Genomic DNA, 19,822 nt, shown 5'->3' on the forward strand with positions numbered 1-19,822 from the left:
TTCTTTAGCTTTCAGAAGTCAACTTCTGACTTAAATATTTAAGAAAAACGAGGTGTTTTTCTTCTTTCGTACTGGTTGTTTTGTTCAGTTTTCAAAGAGCAATTTCTTATTGCTTCGCTTCAATCAGCGACTTTATTAATATAACATAAATCCAAGTTTGTTGTCAACGTATTTTTTTATGTTTTATTAACTGAGCGCTTGCTCGAATCAGCAACGAGATTAACTTTACCATGCTAAAATTAGAAAGTCAACGATTATTTTAAAATTTATTAAAACCAAATTTCAGGCCCATTAGAGTTCACCTTGAAACAGCGCCTTAGGCAAAAGAAACTTAACAATGTAAAACATTGGTATATCAACTTTTCTTAAGCTTATGTACTTTATAGCAAGTATGAGGTATACCATTTTAAAAACAAATTCTCTATGCACATCATAAAACAAAACTTCCTCCTAATGGAGTTTCAACTATTCCTTTCTCCAGAAAGTGAAATACAATTCTCTACTATAATATATTTGCCTCCCTAAGCATCTTCTATAAGTAACAGCTGAAACCTGCTGAAGCTATAATAATATTATTACAAAGCAGAAACCAAAAATTACTTATTCTACAATTCATCAAAAATTGCAGGATAAGTAATTGGTTTTTTCACCATAGCTTCCGTTTCGGATACGATTATCATACTTCTTCTATTTCCTTCACCTTGTACATTCTTTGAAATACATCCGGATTTTTAGTAGGAACCAGTTTCATATCAATAATATCCTTTTCTTCTAGATAAGATACAATTGCATGTAAATCTAAGGTATAGTGTTCTATCTCGGGTAAAGCTTTAATAGAAGCATATGACCAATAATCATCTTCTTTACTTAATAAATTTAGCAGATGCGCCGAGGCAGACTCTGCTTTATTCAGCATGACAAAATCCATTGCAATCAGCATTAATTCAATTCTCTTTTCTAAATTCTCTGTGCTGTCCATTAATTTTTCATATAGCTTGTATACTTCCAAATCAATGCTCTTCACCTGATTCCACACAGTTACCTCCGGATAATAGCCTTGATCAACAACAGATAACCTTGCTAAATAGTGTAAGGCATTTAAAATCTTACTGTAGGAATCCATTACCTCTTTTGCTTCATATAATGCTTTTCCTTCACTAAAATTTTTCAACAGCTTTCCGAAATCAATTATCTTTCTAAGTGTACGTTTATCCTCCGGGAACGATTGAAGCTCATCTTTTAATCCCTTTATAAACTCATTTCTGTCATAGGCTTTTCTTCCATAGATAACCCATTCCGCTGCACGCCTGTAACCGCTAGTGTCAATCCAATCCATCAGAATCGATTTCGTTACAATATGCATCGCTACTGTCTGGTCATTTACCTCATAATGCTTCACAAACCAATCCACTTCTTGTTTTTCGACAATTATCAGTAAAATACTATCAAATGAATCCGTAATTGGATGGTCAAATTGCGTTTTCTCCACTATAAGTATTCCTAACGTATTTGGATTACTCGCATGCTCTTGATAAATCATTCTTTGAAAATTTTCCATGTTAACAGTTGCCTCCCTGTTTTTCCTCTAATTAAACATAATTCTATATATACTTTTAAAAAACCTTTTTTGAGCTATAGGAAAGTATAAAATTTCACTGTGGGATAGTCATCGTAATCCCATATCTGTCCAAGATAAGTGTCCAATCCCATGCCTTTTTTTAGGCTTGGATTGCAAAGTTTTCTTTAATATTCATTCTTCTAATATTCTATGATATACTAAATTTGAATCTTAAGGGGGATTTAAATGGCACAACAAATAACTTACTCAAGTAAAATAAATAAAATCCGTACCTTTGCCTTAATCCTTGTGTTCGCTGGTATCTTAGTAATGTATGGCGGAATTATGGTTCGCCGAATTGAATGGTTAATGCTTATCCTGTTTATAATAGGTGTACTGATGATTGTACTTAGCTGTGTTGTATACATATGGATTGGCACCTTATCTTTAAGAGCAGTTCCTGTTATATGTCCAAACTGTGAAAAACCTACAAAAATGCTGGGCCGGGTAGATGCCTGCATGCACTGCAAAGAACCGCTGACATTAGATAAGAATTTAGAAGGCAAGGAATTCGATGAACGGTATAATAATCGCAAATTCCGTGAAGATAATAAATAATTAAAAGCACCATGCCTGCGTGAAACAGATGCTCACTTCAGGTATGATGCTTTTTTTAATAATTGGAAGGCTTGTGCTCACTTGTTCTTTCATAAGTTCGAAGTTTTTAATGCTATATTTACACTCGATATATAGTTCATAGAAGAACCTAAGATCTTAAACTTCTGCAATAAAAAATGACTGAAAATAGTATACAAGCCTTAGTAAATACTATCTCCAGTCATTTTTGCATATTTATAAGTTTCTTATTTTGCTGCATGCTGTTCCTTGCAGGCATTGCATATACCATAAACTTCCAGACGATGATGACTGACATCAAAACCTGTTACCTGCTCTGCAAGCGATTCTACTTCATCTAATGAAGGATAATGAAAATCAACAATCTTTCCACACTGATTACAAATGATATGATAATGATCTGATGTATTACAATCAAATCTGCTTGAGGAATCTCCATAAGTGAGCTCTCTGACCAATCCGATATCTTTTAACACACGCAAATTATTATATACTGTTGCGACACTCATATTTGGAAATTTTCCTTCAAGTGCTTTATATATATCATCCGCAGTCGGGTGAACCATTGAATTAAGCAAATATTCCAGTACGGCGTGTCGTTGTGGTGTAATGCGGACGCCTGACTGCTTTAATGTATCAATTGCCTGCCGTAATTTATCTTCAGACACCCTAAACACCTCTCTTCCCAATTAATAAAATTATTAGATTATAATTCTTATAATTAGTTTATCGCCCTGTGTGCATAATGTCAATTAATTCACGTAAATCAAACATCAGCGTGGAGATGCTTTTCTTCTCCCTCTAATTGCTGGTTTACATACCTGGCAGCAACAAATAAATAATCTGATAACCGGTTCAAATAACCGAGAACGAGCTTATTCTCTACTTCATCTTCCAACCCAACTGTTAAACGCTCTGCCCGTCTGGCCACTGTACGAGCATGATGCAAAGCACTGGCTGCCCGATGGCCTGACGGAAGAATAAAATTCTTCAACGGTTCAAGTGATTTATCCCATTCATCAATTTGTTTTTCCATCTCATCAATATGCTTCTGCTCAAGCTTCCAATAAACTTCTTTATCTTTTGGTGTGGATAATTCAGCACCAACATGAAAAAGGATTGTCTGTACACGTTGTAACTGATCAAGAAACGCAAGCTTACCGTCCCAATTTGTTTCTTCTATATAACTTGCTGCCAGTCCAATACTTGAATTCACTTCATCACAGGTCCCATACGCTTCTACTCTTAAATGATTTTTTGGTACACGCTGACCATAAACCAGCGATGTCTGTCCTTTATCTCCAGACCTTGTATAGATTCGCACGCTATTTCATCCCCAATCCTGAAATACTTAGTCCTCACTATTTTCCTTTATATAATTTAAAGCATCCAGCACATGATCTTTCACTTGGACTTTTCGATACTCTTTGACAAGATTTCCTTCTTTATCAAGAATAAATGTGGAACGTTCAATACCATAGTATTCTTTTCCAAAGTTTTTCTTCAGCTTCCATACATCAAATTGATCGGCTACCTGGTGATCCTCATCTGAAAGTAAAGTAAATGGCAAATCATGCTTGTCTATAAATTTTTGATGACGGGCTTCCGGATCTGGACTAATGCCTATTATCACCGCATCCAATTCAGCAAAGCTTTCATGATGATCTCTGAAGTCACATGCTTCTGTCGTGCACCCGGGGGTCATATCCTTTGGATAAAAATATAAAACAACGTACTTTCCTTTAAAATCAGATAAGCTGACTTTTTCTCCATCCTGATTTGGTAATGTAAAATCATTTACTTTTGTTCCTAATTCAATTGACATCTAATCCCTCCATTTAATGAATCCTGCTTCTCTCTTAAATATAGCATATCACTGGATCAGATTCATTTATCATTGTCTCTGCTGCTGATTTGTACCACTTTCAATACAAAAGCAGCCGGCAGAATATATCCAATCAAGGCTTCAGAAATTGCAATAATTCTGCCGATACCAACCGGCGCCAGATCACCATAGCCAAGTGTCAGTATAGTTACGCCGCTAAAATAAATGGAATGGACAACGGATCCCCATATAGTTACCTCTCTGAGTTCTCCATGCTCAACGATTACAATCCCTTGAAATGATAAAATAAAATAGACCAGACCATAACCAACCATTGTAATGCAATATACAACAAGCATTGCTATAAAAATTTCTAAAGAAAAATGTCCTTCCTTCATTTGTATACGTGAATGAATTGATTTATATTGAATAAAATCATAGATGCTTTTGCCGATTAAAACCATAACCAGGATAAAGAATATCCAAGGGATAGCCATTTCTTTTACTCCTTCCAAGATATCTTTTCTGTCCCAAACACAGGAGTTAACATGAGTCACTCTGCGGCGAAGCTGACTTTGAGATTGCCAAGCTGACGGGTGCAGACAGAGCTAAGGCCGAACCATTCGAAAACGTGCCCGGATCTCTACTTTTTTAAACGGCCGCTCTTCGCTTTCTATATGTATATGCACAAAAGGAAACAGTTTGTACAAGTTTTCCATCCAATTTTTTGTTATATTAGTAATTAGGGTAAAAACAAACAGAAAAAAATTGGTTTTACCTTTTTTAGATGAACTTGTTAGGTAACGTACAAATACCTTACAGGTTGGGTAGAATGAGGAGGAAAACAAAATGAAATTTACAAATTCTGAAAAGCTGCATGAGGAAGCTTTACAACATATTGTCGGCGGAGTTAATTCTCCTTCCCGCTCCTATAAAGCTGTAGGCGGAGGATCTCCTGTATATATGAAAAGAGGTCAGGGAGCCTATTTCTGGGATGTCGATGATAATAAATATATTGACTATTTAGCTGCATACGGACCAATCATAACTGGTCATGCACATCCACATATTGCAAAGGCTATTGCTGAGGCAGCAACAACCGGGGTCCTTTATGGAACACCAACTGAACTCGAAAACACATTCGCAAAAATGTTAAAAGAAGCAATGCCTTCCTTGGAAAAAGTCCGTTTTAATAATTCAGGTACAGAAGCAGTGATGACTACTATCCGTGTAGCTCGCGCTTATACAAACCGGACGAAAATCATCAAATTTGCCGGATGCTATCATGGACACTTTGATGCTGTATTGGTTGAGGCGGGATCTGGACCATCTACACTGGGAACACCAGATTCAGCAGGTGTTCCTGCTTCCAGTGCTGCAGAGGTGATCACTGTTCCTTTTAATAATTTAGATGCCTTTAAAGAAGCATTAAAGGCCTGGGAAGGTGAAATAGCAGCTGTAATTGTTGAACCGATTGTAGGCAACTTCGGAATTGTAGAGCCTTTTGAAGGATATTTAGAAGAAGTCAATGAGCTTACTCACCGCGCTGGCGCACTCGTCATTTATGATGAAGTTATTACCGCATTCCGTTTCACTTATGGCAGTGCCCAGCAGCTCTATAATATTGAGCCTGACTTAACAGCAATGGGTAAAATTATTGGCGGCGGTCTGCCAATCGGCGCTTACGGCGGTCGAAAGGATATCATGGAACAGGTTGCACCGCTCGGACCAGCTTACCAGGCAGGAACCATGTCGGGAAATCCCGCTTCTATGGCTGCAGGTATTGCCTGCTTAGAGGTATTAAAAGAAGATGGTGTTTATGAAGAATTAGAACGTCTTGGAAAACGTCTGGAAGAAGGTATTCTGGAAAAAGCAGAAGAAAATGATATTCATATTACAGTTAATCGCCTTCGCGGAGCTCTCACTGTATACTTTGGAGTCGATAAAGTCACAAACTACAGAGAGGCCGAAGCTTCAGATGGAGAGGCCTTCGCAACATTCTTCCAGCTTATGCTGAGAGAAGGCATTAACCTGGCACCTTCTAAATACGAAGCCTGGTTCTTAACAACAGAACATACAGATTCTGATATTGAAAATACGATTGATGCGGTTGGCCGTGTATTTGCGAAAATGGCTGAAAATCAATAATTTAGAAGCTCAATATAAAAAAGCTTTTCCCGGTGCATATTAAAATGTCTCCAGGAAAAGCCTTTTTTATTATCCGATTAAATTAAGGAAATCCAAAACCTTCTTGTTATACCTCCTTCCTCATTTTTATAGAGAGCTATCTCCCCTCCCCCGCATTTTATAATAACTTTTGCAGAGAAATGATTTTTTTGATTACAGGTTATAAGAGCTTCATGAACTTGCATCTTTTTTAAATAAGCTAAAGAATGCTCCAATATGGTTGTCGCATATCCTTTATTTCGTTCATTTGGCGCTACCCCGTAGCCTATATGTCCGCCAACTTCTTTTAATCCTTCATTTAACTCATGTCTAATATTAGAAGCACCAACAATCTCGTCTCCTATAAAGAGAAAAAAAGTAGAGTTAGGGACAAAACCAGGATTGAAATCAGCTTGTTTACTTGAGGAAAGATATTTAATAAATTGCTGATAATTTTTATAGCGCTTTATTTCCGTGGCTGTTGGAATTACAGCTTCTTCTTGTAAATACCATTGATTGATATAACGGAAAAAAGCTGCTTCATCTTCTGATTTCAACTCTCGAAAAATTTGCATCAAAATCCTCCCTTTTCGTTTTATATAAAAAAGAGGAAAAGAGAGAGCCTCTCCCTATTCCTCCAAATTCTGAATCTGATACAAATCATAATAATGTCCACGGAGCCGCATTAATTCTTCATGCGATCCTATTTCTACAATTTCTCCGTTTTCAACGACAACAATACGATTGGCATGGGTAATTGTTGCCAGACGGTGAGCAACAATAAAGGTTGTCCGATCAGAAGCAAGCTTTTCCAAAGTTTCCTGAATAAGGTGCTCACTTTCTAAATCCAGGGCGGATGTTGCTTCATCAAAAATCAAGATTGGCGGATTTTTTAAGAATACGCGTGCAATTGCAATTCGCTGCTTCTGTCCACCTGATAATTTCACACCGCGTTCTCCAACCATCGTTTCGTAACCCTCCGGCATTTCACTAATAAAATCATGGGCATTTGCTGCTTTTGCTGCACTGATAACTTCCTCATCCGTTGCATCCGGATTACCCATGCGAATATTTGTGGCAATCGATTCGGAGAACAGAATATTATCCTGAAGCACCATTCCAATATTGTCCCGCAGTGAACGTGCTTTCATATCCCTTAAATCCATTCCATCAATTTCAATGGATCCACCGGTCACATCATAGAAACGGGGGATCAGACTGATTAATGTTGATTTTCCTCCTCCGCTCATCCCGACAAAGGCAATAGTTTCTCCTTTTTGAACATGGAGATCAATATCCTTGAGCACAGACTCCGTTTCTTCATCGTATTGAAAAGAGACTTGATTAAAGGTTACTTTTCCCTGCAATCGTCCAGGATCAACTGCATCTTTTTTATCGGTAATGTCATAAGGCTCATTCATTAATTCAAACACCCGGTCAATAGACGCTATCGATTGTACTAAAGTTGTAGAAGAGTTAATAAGCCGGCGCAACGGACTGTACACCCGCTCCATATATCCGACAAAGGCAACCATCGTACCAAGAGATGTATTGCCCATAACGACCTGATAACCTGCAAAAGCAATAACCAATAACGGTGCTAAGTCAGTAATTGTATTTGTCACCGCAAAAGTTCTGGCATTCCAATCTGTATGCTTCAAAGCCCGATCCAGAAAATGGCTGTTTCTTTTTTCAAACTGCTCATCCTCATAATCCTCCAGCGCAAAGCTTCTTGTAACTGGCACGCCTTGGATACGCTCGTGTAAATGCCCCTGCACTTCCGCTAAGGCTTGTGATCTTTCTCTTGTTAACCGCCGCAAACGTCCAAAAAAGTACTTCACTGAAATCCCGAATAACGGGAATAAAATAATCGATACAAAGGTAAGCGGTACATCCATTGTAAACATAATAATAATTGCTATTAAAATGGTTGTTACGTCCAGCCAGATATTCATCAGTCCTGTCATAACAAAGTTTTTCGTTTGCTCCACATCATTTATCACTCTGGAAATGATTTCGCCTGTTTTTGTCTGAGAATAAAATTTCAGACTTAATTTTTGAAGGTGATCAAATAATTTTCCTCTAATATCAAATAAAATTTTATTTCCGACCCATTGAGCCAAATATTGCCGAATATACTCAACCGGCGGCCGGACAATTAAAAATACGACAAAAGAAATACCCATTAGCCAGAATAAGCGTGTTATCTTTTCAGACTGGGTGAAGTCCTCTACCGTAATAATATCATCAATAACAAATTTCAAAATTAACGGCATCATTAATGGGATACCAAATTTAATAACCCCGATAAGTAATGTCCATATTATTTTCCATTTATATGGTTTTACGAATTGCATATACTGCTTAATACTGCTCATTTATCATCTTCCTCTGCTTGAAAGGTATTACGGAATATGTTCGTCATTTCACATCCATTCTCTAAAATGCAATATAAAAATCCTTGCCACTCCATCTCGTAACAAGGATACCCTTTTATTCATTCTAATTGCAATCAAATCGCTCTGAAGTTTTTACGCAGCTCTATCTTCTTCAGCTTAGTGATATGTTAAATACATTTCATACCAATCATCAACGAATCCAGGCGAGAACGGACCTTTCCCCTGACGAATCCAATGAATTAAGATATCTAACTGCTGGTAAAGAATGCTGTCAATTTCTTCCGGATAATGCATTAAAGCTTTATTTTCTTCATATTCATCTTCATCAAGTAAATGAAAAGTCATATCTGGAAATACCTTCACGTCCAGATCATAGTCAATATACTTCAAAGCCTCATCTTTTTCATCATAGACAAACGGGGAACTGAGATTACAGTAATAGTGTATTCCATCATCCCGGAGCATTCCGATAATATTAAACCAGTGTTTCGCATCGAAATAACAAATTGCAGGCTCTCTTGTCATCCATGAATGACCATCACTTTCAATAACCTTTGTCCGATCGTTTGCTCCAATTATAATGCTTTCCGTACCTTTTAATACCACACTATTTTTCCAGACTCTATGAAGTTGTCCACTATGCTTATAACTTTGTATCATCATTTTCGAACCAGCGTTTGGAGAAACCATCCAAAATCTCCCTCTCCATTTTCATACAGTGATTTATGTATTATATTTTATTATAAGCCTTCAGCTTCAAAAGTTAAAGGATAAGTCCTTTTTAATTGAAATGCTGCTGTTTATTACAATCATTCTTTAAGGATGTATAATTATAAAGATGCTGTTTTTTTGATGTTACAGCAGTTGATAACCGCCGTCCATGAAATGTTTGATACAGGAAATCGTTCTTGTCTATATCCATTATTAATGAATTTGCATAAAATATTCATATGTTCAAATGGATACCCAAATTTCGGAGATAACTTTTATAAACAGGCATTTATTAAATGATTAAAAGGGTTTCCGTATTTGGAAACCCTTTTTTTGGATAAAACAGATGTTATTGCTTGTTTTGTTGTGATTGTTGATTTTGCTTTTTCACTTGTTGTGCATCTGTTTCTGAAGCAAACTCAGTACCATATTGTCCTTGAGCTGCTTGTTGGTTTTGCTTTCTTACTTCAGCTGCGTTAGTTTTTGCAGGATTTTGTTGGTTTTGTTGATTTTGTTTTTTAGCCATCAATATCACCTCCGCAATAATTAATGTTTCCCGAAGCGTCTTTCTTTATCCAAACTTTTTCAAGAAATATTTTTAAAAACTATTTAATCCCGGAAAACAAAGCATTACAGCCGCTTTTTTTGATGGTGTGAATTTTTAACAGATTTCATAATTAACGTACTGCCAGCATTCATATTTCATTTTTCTTCTAAAAATGGGATCATTTTTTGATGTGGAACGGGAAAAGGATATTCCTTCAACTCCTCTATAGAAACAAATTTTAACCGGCTGTCCGATACCGTTTCTTGATTTGTTGTTGCTTTTCGCACATCTACATTCCAAATAATATGAGAAAAAACATGCTTAATAGCCGTGCATGAGCCTTTGATCTCGGCATCTATCTTATAATTTTCCAGAAGCCAACGGTGCCAATCACTTTCTACAATTTCATCTGCAGGTATCATTGGAAATTGCCATAATCCGGCCAGCAGTCCAGAATCTGGCCTTTTTTCAATAACATATTTACCTTCCTTATTTTGGATAAGTAACGCAATATATTTCTTCTTCTGCTGTTTTTTTGCTTTCTTTTTTACTGGAAGACTTTCCTGGATTCCTTCCACATATGCCTGACAATATTCCATCACGGGGCAAAACATGCACAAAGGCTGTTTTGGGGTGCAAATGGTTGCTCCTAAATCCATAATGGCCTGATTAAAGGAGGATGGGTCTTCCTTTGAAATCATTTCTCCCACATAGTATTCGAATAATTTTTTTGTGGAGCTTTGCGTAATATCTTCTTCAATATGTAAAACCCGGGAAAAAACACGCATCACATTGCCATCTACTGCGGGAATCGGCTGGTTATAAGCAATCGAAAGAATCGCTCCTTTTGTATACGGTCCTATTCCCTTCAAGCTGCCGAGCTGCTTCGGATCATCGGGAATTTTCCCGTCATACGTTTCTACAACTTCACGTACTGCTGTTTGTAAATTTCTTGCGCGGGAATAATAACCTAACCCTTCCCATTGTTTTAAAACATCCTGCTGCTCTGCTTCAGCTAATTCATATACCGTTGGATATTTCTCCATAAACCGATTAAAATAAGGAATGACCGTATCTACTTTCGTTTGCTGCAGCATAATTTCTGATACCCAGACGCGATAAGCGTTATTATTTTCACGCCAGGGCAGATTTCGTTTATTTTCTTCATACCATCTGAGCAGGTCTTGTTGAAAAGCTGAAATATTTATATGTTCTAGCCTTTTATCATTCATGTTTTCACTTCCTATGTGTTAAAATAGTATTGGATTGCTTTGATGGAAGCAACTTAAGGAGGATATATAGCTATGGATACTGGTACGCATATAGTTATGGGTGTTGCACTGGGCGGTTTGGCAACATTAGACCCTACTGTGCAAAGTAATCCTGCACTATTTCATGCTGTATTAGTTGGAACAGTCGTGGGATCACACGCTCCTGATTTTGATACAATATTTAAATTAAAAAATAATGCAACTTATATAAGACAGCACCGGGGAGCATCGCATTCTCTGCCTGCTATTCTTATGTGGAGTCTGCTGGTATCTGGAGCAATTTATTTATTTGTTCCAGAAGTAAGCTATCTGACTCTTTGGTTATGGACACTGTTAGCTGTGTCTATTCATGTATTTGTCGATTTATTTAATGCCTATGGTACACAGGCCTTCCGTCCATTCACCAAAAAATGGATTGCAAAAGGGTTTATTAATACATTTGACCCGTACATTTTTTTCTTGAATGTTGCCGGTATTATAGCCTGGGCGTTAGGTGCAAATCCAGGTTATACATGGCTCATTATTTATACGGTCATTGTACTATATTACATTAAACGTTACATGGACAAAAGGGAAATTGTTCAGAAAATCAAAGAATATTTACCGGATACAGAGATTGTCGCTACTTCCCCAACACTCAAGCAAAATTACTGGCGCGTTGCAATAACAACCAGCGACCGTTATTATGTAGGCAGTGTTGAAAATCGGCATATTGAGATTGTTGATGAATTTTATCGTGTTCCATTACCTGATACAGATGTTATAAAAGCTGCTAAAAATGATAAAAACATCTCTTCCTTTCTTAATTTTTCTCCAGTATACCGCTGGGAAATAAAAACAGATGAAGATGATGTTACAGAAGTCCGTTTTATCGACCTGCGTTATCGCAGTAAAGGATATTATCCATTTGTTGCCGTTGTGAAGCTGGATAAAAATCTGGAAGTAATCACTTCCTATACAGGTTGGATCTTCTCAGAACAGAAGCTTCAAAACAAACTGGTCCCAAGTGACTCAACCCCTTAACAAGAAAAAGATGAATAACTTCTATATTCTCTTAAATTCTACAGAGACTCGTCATTCGATCAGGACGTTTTTAGCAGAAGTTTCCATCCTCTATATGAAAAAGCAACAACTCAGGTGATGTAAAGTTTCACCTGAGTTGTTTTTATTCAGATTACCTTTTTCCCTAATAAAGAAATTGGCAAAGCTTCTATATTTTCACTTTCTTCATCTAATAAATCAATCCGGTGACCCCAGGCAAATACCCCATTGACATAAGATATTTTGAATTTATAGCCTGTTTCCATTTTAAGCTGATAAATTTCTTCTTTTTTAAAATCATCCGGGCTCATTGTATATGCAAGAGCTACTTGCATTTTCCGTTCACAAATTTGTACCTCCGAAACATTGCCAAGCTGTTCTGCTTTTTGGGCCTGTTCTTTTAACTTACCAATTTCCTGATGTAATTGTTCGATAGAATAATCGCTGTAACGAAATTTCATGCTTCTCCCCCCTGGCTTTCGATTCCTATTGTACCAAAATAATGTAGAGTTAACCTGAATTTATTCTTGATTTTCTATATATTCATTCACAAACTGCTGAATTTTATCAAAATGGAAGCCTTTCCTGTATAATCCTTCCATTACTTTTTGCTTCAGCTGGAAGCCTTCATATTTTTTCACATGCTTTTGGTATAGCTTTTCTCCTTGAAATTTCAATGCTTCCCATTCCTGATCTGTATTCTCTTCCTGGTCCATTGTCTGAATAGCCGCAAAGACAAGCTGCTGGTTAAATCCTTTTTGCAAAATCATATTTTTTGCCTGGTTTATTTGCTTTTGAAAAGAATCCTTCGAGGTTTGTTTTATTTTCTTTCCGAGCAGCTTTTGAATTTTCTCTTTCTGCAGTGCAGGTGTATATTGTTCTAAAGCGTTTGCGGCTATCTCCCCGGTAATTCCTTTTTCAAATAATTCCTGCTCTATGATTTTTGGGCCCTTTGAGCTTGTATTCATACGTGAGCGTACAAACATATCTGCAAATTGCTGATCATCAAGGAGCTTTTCCTTTTTTAAGCGCTGCATAATAACAGGAATTTGTTCATCCTCTACCTCTTTTTTCTGCAAATACATGACAATTTCTTTTTCTGAGCGTATTCGATAGCTTAAAAAGTGTATAGTAAGGGTATATATTTTATGGAGATTGTCCTGTTCTTTTAGTGTTTCGATGAGCTGATTATCTAATTCCATTCCCTTTTCCAGCCGGAATTTAATTAGAATATCTTCATCAACACTAAACCCATATTCATCACCAGTTGGTGTACTTAAAAATATATTATATCGATGCTTCTGTTTTTTTTGAGTTGTTATCCGGGTAATTTTTTTCAACATCTTTCACCTCTCTTAACATCATAGCAAAATTTTTGGCAAACAGATAACAATAAAAAATATAATTAAAGGAGGTTTCTTCATTATGAACATATTAATTTCCGGAGCTACGGGATTTTTAGGCAGTAAATTAGCTGCATATCTCACAGAGCTCAACCATAACCTATATATCCTGACCCGTTCCCCAGAGAAAAGGTCGAATACGTCACATATAACTTTTATTGATTATAATATGACTGCAAACGAACTTCCTCACATAGATGCTGTCATTAATTTGGCTGGCGAATCATTATTTGGATATTGGACAAAGAAAAAGAAAGAAGCTATTCTCACAAGCCGTCTCCGCGTCACCAAATATCTCATTCAGCTGATGAAAGATATGAAGGAGAAACCAGAGGTATTTATCAGTGGATCAGCGGTGGGTTATTATGGGATGTCAGAGGATTTTATCTATACTGAGGCAACTGCACAGCCCGGGAATGACTTTCTTGCCTCTGTGACCAGACAATGGGAGCAGGAAGCAAGCGCGGCAGAAAAAATGGGTATCCGCACGGTTTACGCGCGATTTGGTGTACTGCTTGGAAATGACGGTGGCGCCTTTCCGCTTATGTCATTACCTATTAAATTATATACTGGCGGACATATCAGCGATGGTGAACAATGGCTATCCTGGATTCACGTAAAGGATGCTGTCAAATTAATCACTTTTTGCCTGGAACATCAAACTTTACAAGGCCCTGTTAATGTGACTGCTCCAAACCCGAAACGGAATAAAGATTTTATGAAAAAAACAGCACATTTTTATAACCGGCCAAATTGGCTGCATGTACCAGCTGTATTCTTTTATCTTACTTTAGGGGAAATGGCCCAGCTTATAGTAAAAGGGCAGTATGCTTATCCACAGAAGGCACTTCATAATGGATTCGAGTATGATTTTACATCTCTTGATCGAGCCTTATTGGACTTAAAAAATAATAAAACAAAGAGTACGGAAGTATAGATTTCTAAAACAAGGGGCATGTTACCGTTCTACTTATCAGCATGCTCCTTTGTCAATTTCGCTCTTATTACATCTTTTAGCGGTTTACTTTTGATCTTTTTTTAATTCTTGTTGGATTACATCTAATTGTGTTGCTGTGAATCCAGTTGCGTGCATAATAGCAGCATGCTCCACCCCCTGCTCCAACAAGCGCAAGGCCATCTGTTTAGCGGATTGCTCCAAAGCAGATTCCGCCGCTTTTCTTTTGGTTTCTTCTTCTTCCATTTTTGCTCTAATTTCTTGATTACGCGTCAATATTTCCTGATTTCGTGTCTCCATTTCTTGATTCTGCTTCTCGACTTCTTCTTTCTGCATTTCCACCATTTTTTTCTGAGCTCTTATTTCTTCCATTTCCTGTTCTAACTGTTCTCTGTCCACGCGCTTGGATTGTTCATCTAAAATTTGCTTTAGGCGCGCTTCATATTCCAGACGCTCTTCTTTCGTCCGGCTCAAATCTTCCCAAACCCGCATAGCAATATTTAAAGACTTATCCTCCACCGCAATCTCCTCCAATTCTTGGTAAATATCATCGTAAAAATGATTCTTACGCCGGTCTACTGTTCCGAGCAGCAGGAGCCAGCGAGTTAAAACATCCTCCCATGGATTGAGCTGGTTATTCTTCCAGGCAGTGATTAATTTAGGAATTTCCACAAAATGAAATTCAATTTTATCCGTTAAGGGATATTTCTTCTCCATTTCATATAAACGGAAGATATGATGATAGGCGTCCGTTTCCTTCAACAAATTAAAATGCATGATGTTAATACTGATAACCGGATACAATGCCTTATAATTTTGTCCTTCTTTCAGCTGTTCTGAGAAAATCCGCGACCAGTAATATAAAGCTCTGTTAACCATATTATACTCATTGTTGATTTGAATTTCTATGTTTACAATTTCTTTATTTTCTGTCTCGATAAGAAGATCCAACCTTGATTTTTTATCCTCTTCATACTCGCCGCCGATTTCAATATTTTGAAAGAAAAGCTGTTTGACCGGACTTCTTCCTGACTTTGTTAAAATCGCATTGAGAAAAACAACTGTAATTTCCTTATTCTTCTCGCTTCCAAACAATTGCTTGAAGGCATAGTCCACTTTTAAATCCATTAGTTGAATATCTTGTATTTGTTCTAATGCTTTCTTTGTTCTCCCTTTTCTCTTTTGGTACTTATTGTATGACTTTGAGTCTTCCAGAACACATAAAGATGATATTTCTCGTGAGGAGTATACTTTGCGAAGGTAAATTTGAGGCATAAAAACACATCCTTTTATTTGATTATTATGAGGAAATTTTCTGAGGTGAGATTCTAATTACATTATAAAGAACAAACGTTCCCTTATCAAGTAATTTTTTCTCCATTATTACTTCGTAGTAATTACTATCTTCTACTTTTCGCATGCTTCAATCGTATCTTACGCTGGTCAACGACTACTTCTAAGGGTTAAAAAAATCATATAAATTTTAAGCTTTTTTTACAAAAAAACACTTGCATTTTACCGAAAAAATCATACAATAAAATTATTAAAAATAAATTTGAAAAGAGCTGATCAGCAACCTCTTTCGGTTGTGCAGAGATAAGATTAATTAAATAGGGAAGGCAAATGGTGCGCCACCGGGGTTTCCTGGTTCTAGCGGGTTCGATTCCCGCCCCGAATTTTTGTTTCAATGCTACTTTTAAAATAAAAATTCGAGGGTGGGCGACTCACTTACTGCGTTTATTTTGCGTGTAAGTATACCCGCCTGGAAAAAGGAGGGTATTTTTATGCTGAAAATGCGTGATTTACTAGAAGTGCCTATGTTATTTGAATTTATGATTGACCCTGAGGTGTTTCCATATGTCAGGAAAAAAGCAACAACCGTTGATGAATTCTATTTCCTGACAAAACAAACGATCGAAGCGGAAGACCGGGGAGAATTAATTTCACGGACGATTTTAGATGAATACCAACAGCCGATTGGCACCATTAACCTTTTTGATATTGAAGATAATTATGGTTTTTTAGCTACTTGGCTCGGAAAACCGTACTTTGGTAAAGGATATAACCGTCAAGCTAAAGATGCCTTCTTTCATGAGCTTTTTACAACCAAAGGAATTGACGGCATCTTTATGAAAGTGCAAAAAAGCAACAAGCGCTCATTAAAAGCCGTTATGAAGCTTCCCTATGTCACTGCTGCTAATGAACTGTATAAATCTATGTATGAACGCATTAACATAAATTCCAATGAAGTGATGTACGATCTGTTTGTAATAACGAAGGAACATTATCTGTCTTATCATCAATTCCATTCGGAAGCTGCTGTCAATACTGATGAGGAAGTATCTTAACATAAATAAGCCTTAAGAAATCCACGATTTCTTAAGGCTTATATTTTGAGTATTCATCAAAAATATCTAATCTTCCCCTATTTTCTTATCCTGCTTTTTTGGAAGTCTTCCTGCCTTTTTGGCAGATTCTCTAAGCAAGAATTCAACGTGACTGTTGACACTCCGGAATTCATCCTTTGCCCAGCGCTGTAAAATATCATAGAGCTCGGGATCTATACGTAATGGAAAGTTTTTCTTCTTAGCCATAGTAAGCCCTGCTTATTGGTAAAGCGATCCTGTATTGATTACCGGCTGTGTTCCCTGATCAGAGACAATGGCAACCAGCAGGTTATTAATTAATGCCACTCTGCGCTCATCATCTAATTCCACCACATTATCGTCTTCCAAGCGGGCTATTGCATCCTGTGCCATACCAACTGCCCCCTGAACAATTTGCTCCCGGGCAGAGATAATTGCACTTGCCTGCTGACGCTGCAGCATTGCCTGGGCAATCTCTGTGGAATAAGCCAAGTGTGTTAACCGGGCTTCAATTACTTCCACACCAGCAACCTGCAAGCGGTCTTGAAGCTCTGCTGTTAACTGGTTAGATACTTCATCTGCATTTCCACGCAAGGTTAATTCTTCATTAGTAAATGAATCATAGGGATAGGTTGTCGCCACTGCACGGATAGCTGTTTCACTTTGGATTTCAACAAAATCCTCATACTGATCCACATCAAAAACTGCTTTCGCTGCATCCACCACTTTAAAAACAACAACCGCTGCAATTTCAATTGGATTTCCATTCACATCATTTACTTTTAACCGGTTACTGTTAAAGTTACGGACTCTTAAAGAAATTGTTCTGCGCACAGAAAATGGTACAGTTATCAAAATTCCTTCACGACGTACTGTTCCCATATACTTTCCTAAGAAAATAACAACAATGGATTGGTTAGGCTGTACAATTGTTACCCCGCTAATAAGAATAGCTGCGATCAGAATCAGCACCACACCTAAAACAATATACGTTTGATAAATCCCGAATACTCCCAAAGCAAGCAATACGATGATTAACCCTATTCCAAGAATGCCATTAATACTCCAAGCTTTACGCTCCTGCATGAGATCCTCTCCTTTATATCTTTATCATACTATAATGATATCACTTTTGTATTAAAATGTAAAATGATATATCATCAGCTTACTTGTTCTTCTATAAACTTCTGGATCGGATTCATTTTAGGATTTACCATTATTGTATCGCCATCTGTTTCAACTGTAATACTGTCCAGCGCTGCCGTAGAATAAATCAGTGCGTCTATTTCATTTAAATGGTTAATAACACGGGAAACAGGATGTCCATAGTTATTATCTTTACTGTAGGTTAAAACAGCAATTTCAGGGTCTACTGCTTTCAGAAAAGCCAAGGAGGAGCTTGTATTTGAACCATGATGTCCTATTTTAATCACTTCCGCATTCACATTATGCTTTTTCTGTATCTCCTTCTCTTCCTTTTTACCGACATCGCCCATAAGAAGCATATCTGTTTCTCCGTAATTCAGCTTTAATACAAGAGAGGATGCATTAGGAGAGGTTAATGGCTGTGCAGCATTCCATATGTCCAAAGATATTGTCGGGTCTATTTCAATCGGTGTATCCTTTTCAGCAATTGTAAACGGGATTTGTAAATCACGGATACGATTCATATAAGAAGCAAATGTCTTTGTCGGATGAAGCTTTCCTGTATCAATAACACTCCCTACCTCCAATTCATCTAATACATTCACTAAGCCGCCAATATGATCGATATCCGGATGTGTTGCAATCATTAAATCAATCTCATTAATCCGCAGCTCTTTTATATAGTTAACGACAGCATTTCCTGCTTCCGGAGGTCCGCCGTCAATTAAAATAGTCCGATCTAAAGGGGTCTCGATTAAAATACTGTCTCCTTGACCCACATTAATAAAATGCACCTTCAACGCAGGCATTTCCTGTTCTGCATGAACGGGCGAAGAGTGATGTAAACAGACAACTGTCAGCAGCAATAAAAAAATAAAACCTCTTTTCCACAAACTTCAAACACCTCCCCTTCTTTTTTGTTAGTGTAAACAAAACAAAAGAATGCTATGAGGAAAGATGATTGGAAATTGTTGAAAGAAGGTTTTATCAGCTTCTTATAAAGAAGGTTAAAAATTTTTGAATCAAATAAATCTATAAACGAATAATTATTCATTTTCTAATCAAAATAAAGAGTATGACACATCTGTCAGTTTGCTGTTTCTAATTTTTTAAAAAAACTTCACTCATATTCGACGAATCTTCTGAAAGAGCGGGATTTATTGTTTGTAAAATCTGTAAAAATTAAATCAAACTTTGACTTTTCATTTGCACTATTCAGAAATTGACGAACTTCATGCAATGATATACCCAGTTTTTTTGCTTCTATCATTAATGTAATCCATTCTTGATCATAAGCAGCATTTTCAATTATCTTTTTCACAATTTCGCCCCCATCATTAATCCAGATAATTTAGCAATGTCCTATCACTTGCGTTACATAAACAATAAACTGCTTTGTCAAACAGGATTGAATCATTCATAAATAATCGGACTGAGTATTCCGAATATTAACATCCTGTTTATTTCAAAAACAATGAGGATATGAAGGACAGTATATATCTAATGTGAATAATAAACTAAGTTTACACATTTGCATATTGAGGAATGTTAATAGTTTATGTTTTATTTTTTATTTAATTTGATTTCTTGCGAATAATTATACTTGAATTCATATTATTTGTAATCAACCCTAAAAAATAAAAGATGGAGCTGGGGGGTGGAGATGATTTAAAAGATAGAGGAGATCATCTCCAGCATTGATGTGGTATTTATTTAAACAATAATTAATTTTTCTATTCCATTTATATTGTAAGCTACAAAAAAGGAGCTATTACTGATAATTAGTAATAACTCCTTC

22 protein-coding genes are annotated in these 19,822 nt (G+C 36.8%); 5 read left to right on the forward strand and 17 right to left on the reverse strand.

Features of this window, described 5'->3' with window-relative positions:
• Positions 1 to 676: 676 nt before the first annotated feature.
• Complete coding sequence (locus IEX29_RS25415) at positions 677 to 1,558, reverse strand: nucleotidyltransferase-like protein (RefSeq protein ID WP_188738504.1); 882 nt, start codon at positions 1,556 to 1,558, stop codon at positions 677 to 679.
• Between the two features lie 246 nt (positions 1,559 to 1,804).
• Between IEX29_RS25415 and IEX29_RS25420 the strand changes: the two genes are divergently transcribed.
• The gene (locus IEX29_RS25420; RefSeq protein WP_188738506.1) at positions 1,805 to 2,176 is read left to right on the forward strand and encodes a YgzB family protein; all 372 of its coding nucleotides are present in this window, start codon (positions 1,805 to 1,807) and stop codon (positions 2,174 to 2,176) included.
• A gap of 245 nt (positions 2,177 to 2,421) precedes the next feature.
• Here the strand turns inward: IEX29_RS25420 and perR are convergent, their stop codons facing one another.
• From perR to IEX29_RS25440, 4 genes are all read right to left on the reverse strand, one after another.
• Complete coding sequence (gene perR, locus IEX29_RS25425; RefSeq protein WP_188738509.1) at positions 2,422 to 2,862, reverse strand: peroxide-responsive transcriptional repressor PerR; 441 nt, start codon at positions 2,860 to 2,862, stop codon at positions 2,422 to 2,424.
• 98 nt (positions 2,863 to 2,960) lie between these two features.
• Complete coding sequence (locus IEX29_RS25430; protein ID WP_188738511.1) at positions 2,961 to 3,518, reverse strand: cob(I)yrinic acid a,c-diamide adenosyltransferase; 558 nt, start codon at positions 3,516 to 3,518, stop codon at positions 2,961 to 2,963.
• A gap of 27 nt (positions 3,519 to 3,545) precedes the next feature.
• Positions 3,546 to 4,019 (reverse strand): thioredoxin-dependent thiol peroxidase, encoded by a 474-nt coding sequence (gene bcp / locus IEX29_RS25435; protein WP_188738513.1) that lies wholly within the window; start codon positions 4,017 to 4,019, stop codon positions 3,546 to 3,548.
• 62 nt (positions 4,020 to 4,081) lie between these two features.
• Positions 4,082 to 4,516: a potassium channel family protein gene (locus tag IEX29_RS25440; RefSeq protein ID WP_188738515.1), complete on the reverse strand. Its 435-nt coding sequence runs from the start codon at positions 4,514 to 4,516 to the stop codon at positions 4,082 to 4,084.
• Positions 4,517 to 4,868: 352 nt separating this feature from the next.
• On the opposite strand from IEX29_RS25440, the gene IEX29_RS25445 reads away from it, so the two are divergent.
• Positions 4,869 to 6,167 (forward strand): glutamate-1-semialdehyde 2,1-aminomutase, encoded by a 1,299-nt coding sequence (locus IEX29_RS25445; RefSeq protein WP_188738517.1) that lies wholly within the window; start codon positions 4,869 to 4,871, stop codon positions 6,165 to 6,167.
• A 77-nt stretch (positions 6,168 to 6,244) separates the two neighbouring features.
• Here the strand turns inward: IEX29_RS25445 and IEX29_RS25450 are convergent, their stop codons facing one another.
• From IEX29_RS25450 to mutY, 5 genes are all read right to left on the reverse strand, one after another.
• Positions 6,245 to 6,760, reverse strand: coding sequence for a GNAT family N-acetyltransferase (locus tag IEX29_RS25450; protein WP_188738519.1), 516 nt, complete (start codon positions 6,758 to 6,760; stop codon positions 6,245 to 6,247).
• Between the two features lie 54 nt (positions 6,761 to 6,814).
• Complete coding sequence (locus IEX29_RS25455) at positions 6,815 to 8,563, reverse strand: ABC transporter ATP-binding protein (protein ID WP_188738521.1); 1,749 nt, start codon at positions 8,561 to 8,563, stop codon at positions 6,815 to 6,817.
• A 177-nt stretch (positions 8,564 to 8,740) separates the two neighbouring features.
• Positions 8,741 to 9,274 carry a nucleoside tri-diphosphate phosphatase gene (gene ntdP / locus IEX29_RS25460; protein ID WP_188738524.1) on the reverse strand — a complete coding sequence of 178 codons (534 nt, stop codon included), beginning with the start codon at positions 9,272 to 9,274 and terminating at the stop codon, positions 8,741 to 8,743.
• 370 nt (positions 9,275 to 9,644) lie between these two features.
• Positions 9,645 to 9,821 (reverse strand): gamma-type small acid-soluble spore protein, encoded by a 177-nt coding sequence (locus IEX29_RS25465; RefSeq protein ID WP_147212383.1) that lies wholly within the window; start codon positions 9,819 to 9,821, stop codon positions 9,645 to 9,647.
• Positions 9,822 to 9,997: 176 nt separating this feature from the next.
• Positions 9,998 to 11,074, reverse strand: a complete 1,077-nt coding sequence (gene mutY, locus IEX29_RS25470; protein WP_188738525.1) for an A/G-specific adenine glycosylase — start codon at positions 11,072 to 11,074, stop codon at positions 9,998 to 10,000.
• A gap of 72 nt (positions 11,075 to 11,146) precedes the next feature.
• Here mutY and IEX29_RS25475 point away from each other — a divergent pair, with 72 nt between their 5' ends.
• The gene (locus IEX29_RS25475) at positions 11,147 to 12,136 is read left to right on the forward strand and encodes a metal-dependent hydrolase (RefSeq protein WP_188738527.1); all 990 of its coding nucleotides are present in this window, start codon (positions 11,147 to 11,149) and stop codon (positions 12,134 to 12,136) included.
• Between the two features lie 146 nt (positions 12,137 to 12,282).
• On the opposite strand, the gene IEX29_RS25480 is transcribed toward IEX29_RS25475, so the two are convergent.
• Together IEX29_RS25480 and recX are read right to left on the reverse strand one after the other, a co-directional pair.
• Positions 12,283 to 12,615 carry a YfhH family protein gene (locus IEX29_RS25480; RefSeq protein WP_188738529.1) on the reverse strand — a complete coding sequence of 111 codons (333 nt, stop codon included), beginning with the start codon at positions 12,613 to 12,615 and terminating at the stop codon, positions 12,283 to 12,285.
• Positions 12,616 to 12,675: 60 nt separating this feature from the next.
• Positions 12,676 to 13,497 carry a recombination regulator RecX gene (gene recX / locus IEX29_RS25485; protein WP_308423674.1) on the reverse strand — a complete coding sequence of 274 codons (822 nt, stop codon included), beginning with the start codon at positions 13,495 to 13,497 and terminating at the stop codon, positions 12,676 to 12,678.
• Positions 13,498 to 13,579: 82 nt separating this feature from the next.
• On the opposite strand from recX, the gene IEX29_RS25490 reads away from it, so the two are divergent.
• Positions 13,580 to 14,494, forward strand: coding sequence for a TIGR01777 family oxidoreductase (locus tag IEX29_RS25490; protein ID WP_188738531.1), 915 nt, complete (start codon positions 13,580 to 13,582; stop codon positions 14,492 to 14,494).
• 84 nt (positions 14,495 to 14,578) lie between these two features.
• Here IEX29_RS25490 and IEX29_RS25495 read toward each other — a convergent pair whose 3' ends face one another.
• Entirely contained in the window at positions 14,579 to 15,640 is a 1,062-nt protein-coding gene (locus IEX29_RS25495) for an Rpn family recombination-promoting nuclease/putative transposase (RefSeq protein WP_229720392.1), read from the reverse strand.
• Positions 15,641 to 16,296: 656 nt separating this feature from the next.
• Here IEX29_RS25495 and IEX29_RS25500 point away from each other — a divergent pair.
• Positions 16,297 to 16,860 carry a GNAT family N-acetyltransferase gene (locus tag IEX29_RS25500; RefSeq protein ID WP_188738535.1) on the forward strand — a complete coding sequence of 188 codons (564 nt, stop codon included), beginning with the start codon at positions 16,297 to 16,299 and terminating at the stop codon, positions 16,858 to 16,860.
• A gap of 66 nt (positions 16,861 to 16,926) precedes the next feature.
• Here the strand turns inward: IEX29_RS25500 and IEX29_RS25505 are convergent, their stop codons facing one another.
• The 4 genes from IEX29_RS25505 to IEX29_RS25520 all read right to left on the reverse strand — a co-directional run bounded on the left by IEX29_RS25505 (position 16,927) and on the right by IEX29_RS25520 (position 19,345).
• Complete coding sequence (locus IEX29_RS25505; RefSeq protein ID WP_188738537.1) at positions 16,927 to 17,106, reverse strand: type II toxin-antitoxin system antitoxin; 180 nt, start codon at positions 17,104 to 17,106, stop codon at positions 16,927 to 16,929.
• Positions 17,107 to 17,118: 12 nt separating this feature from the next.
• Positions 17,119 to 17,964, reverse strand: coding sequence for an SPFH domain-containing protein (locus IEX29_RS25510; protein WP_188738539.1), 846 nt, complete (start codon positions 17,962 to 17,964; stop codon positions 17,119 to 17,121).
• Positions 17,965 to 18,038: 74 nt separating this feature from the next.
• Positions 18,039 to 18,917 (reverse strand): ComEC/Rec2 family competence protein, encoded by an 879-nt coding sequence (locus tag IEX29_RS25515; RefSeq protein WP_229720393.1) that lies wholly within the window; start codon positions 18,915 to 18,917, stop codon positions 18,039 to 18,041.
• Positions 18,918 to 19,144: 227 nt separating this feature from the next.
• The gene (locus tag IEX29_RS25520) at positions 19,145 to 19,345 is read right to left on the reverse strand and encodes an anti-repressor SinI family protein (protein ID WP_229720394.1); all 201 of its coding nucleotides are present in this window, start codon (positions 19,343 to 19,345) and stop codon (positions 19,145 to 19,147) included.
• Between the last annotated feature and the right edge of the window lie 477 nt (positions 19,346 to 19,822).

The organism is Oceanobacillus neutriphilus (assembly GCF_014645515.1).
In the GTDB taxonomy this organism is placed as follows: domain Bacteria; phylum Bacillota; class Bacilli; order Bacillales; family Amphibacillaceae; genus Oceanobacillus; species Oceanobacillus neutriphilus.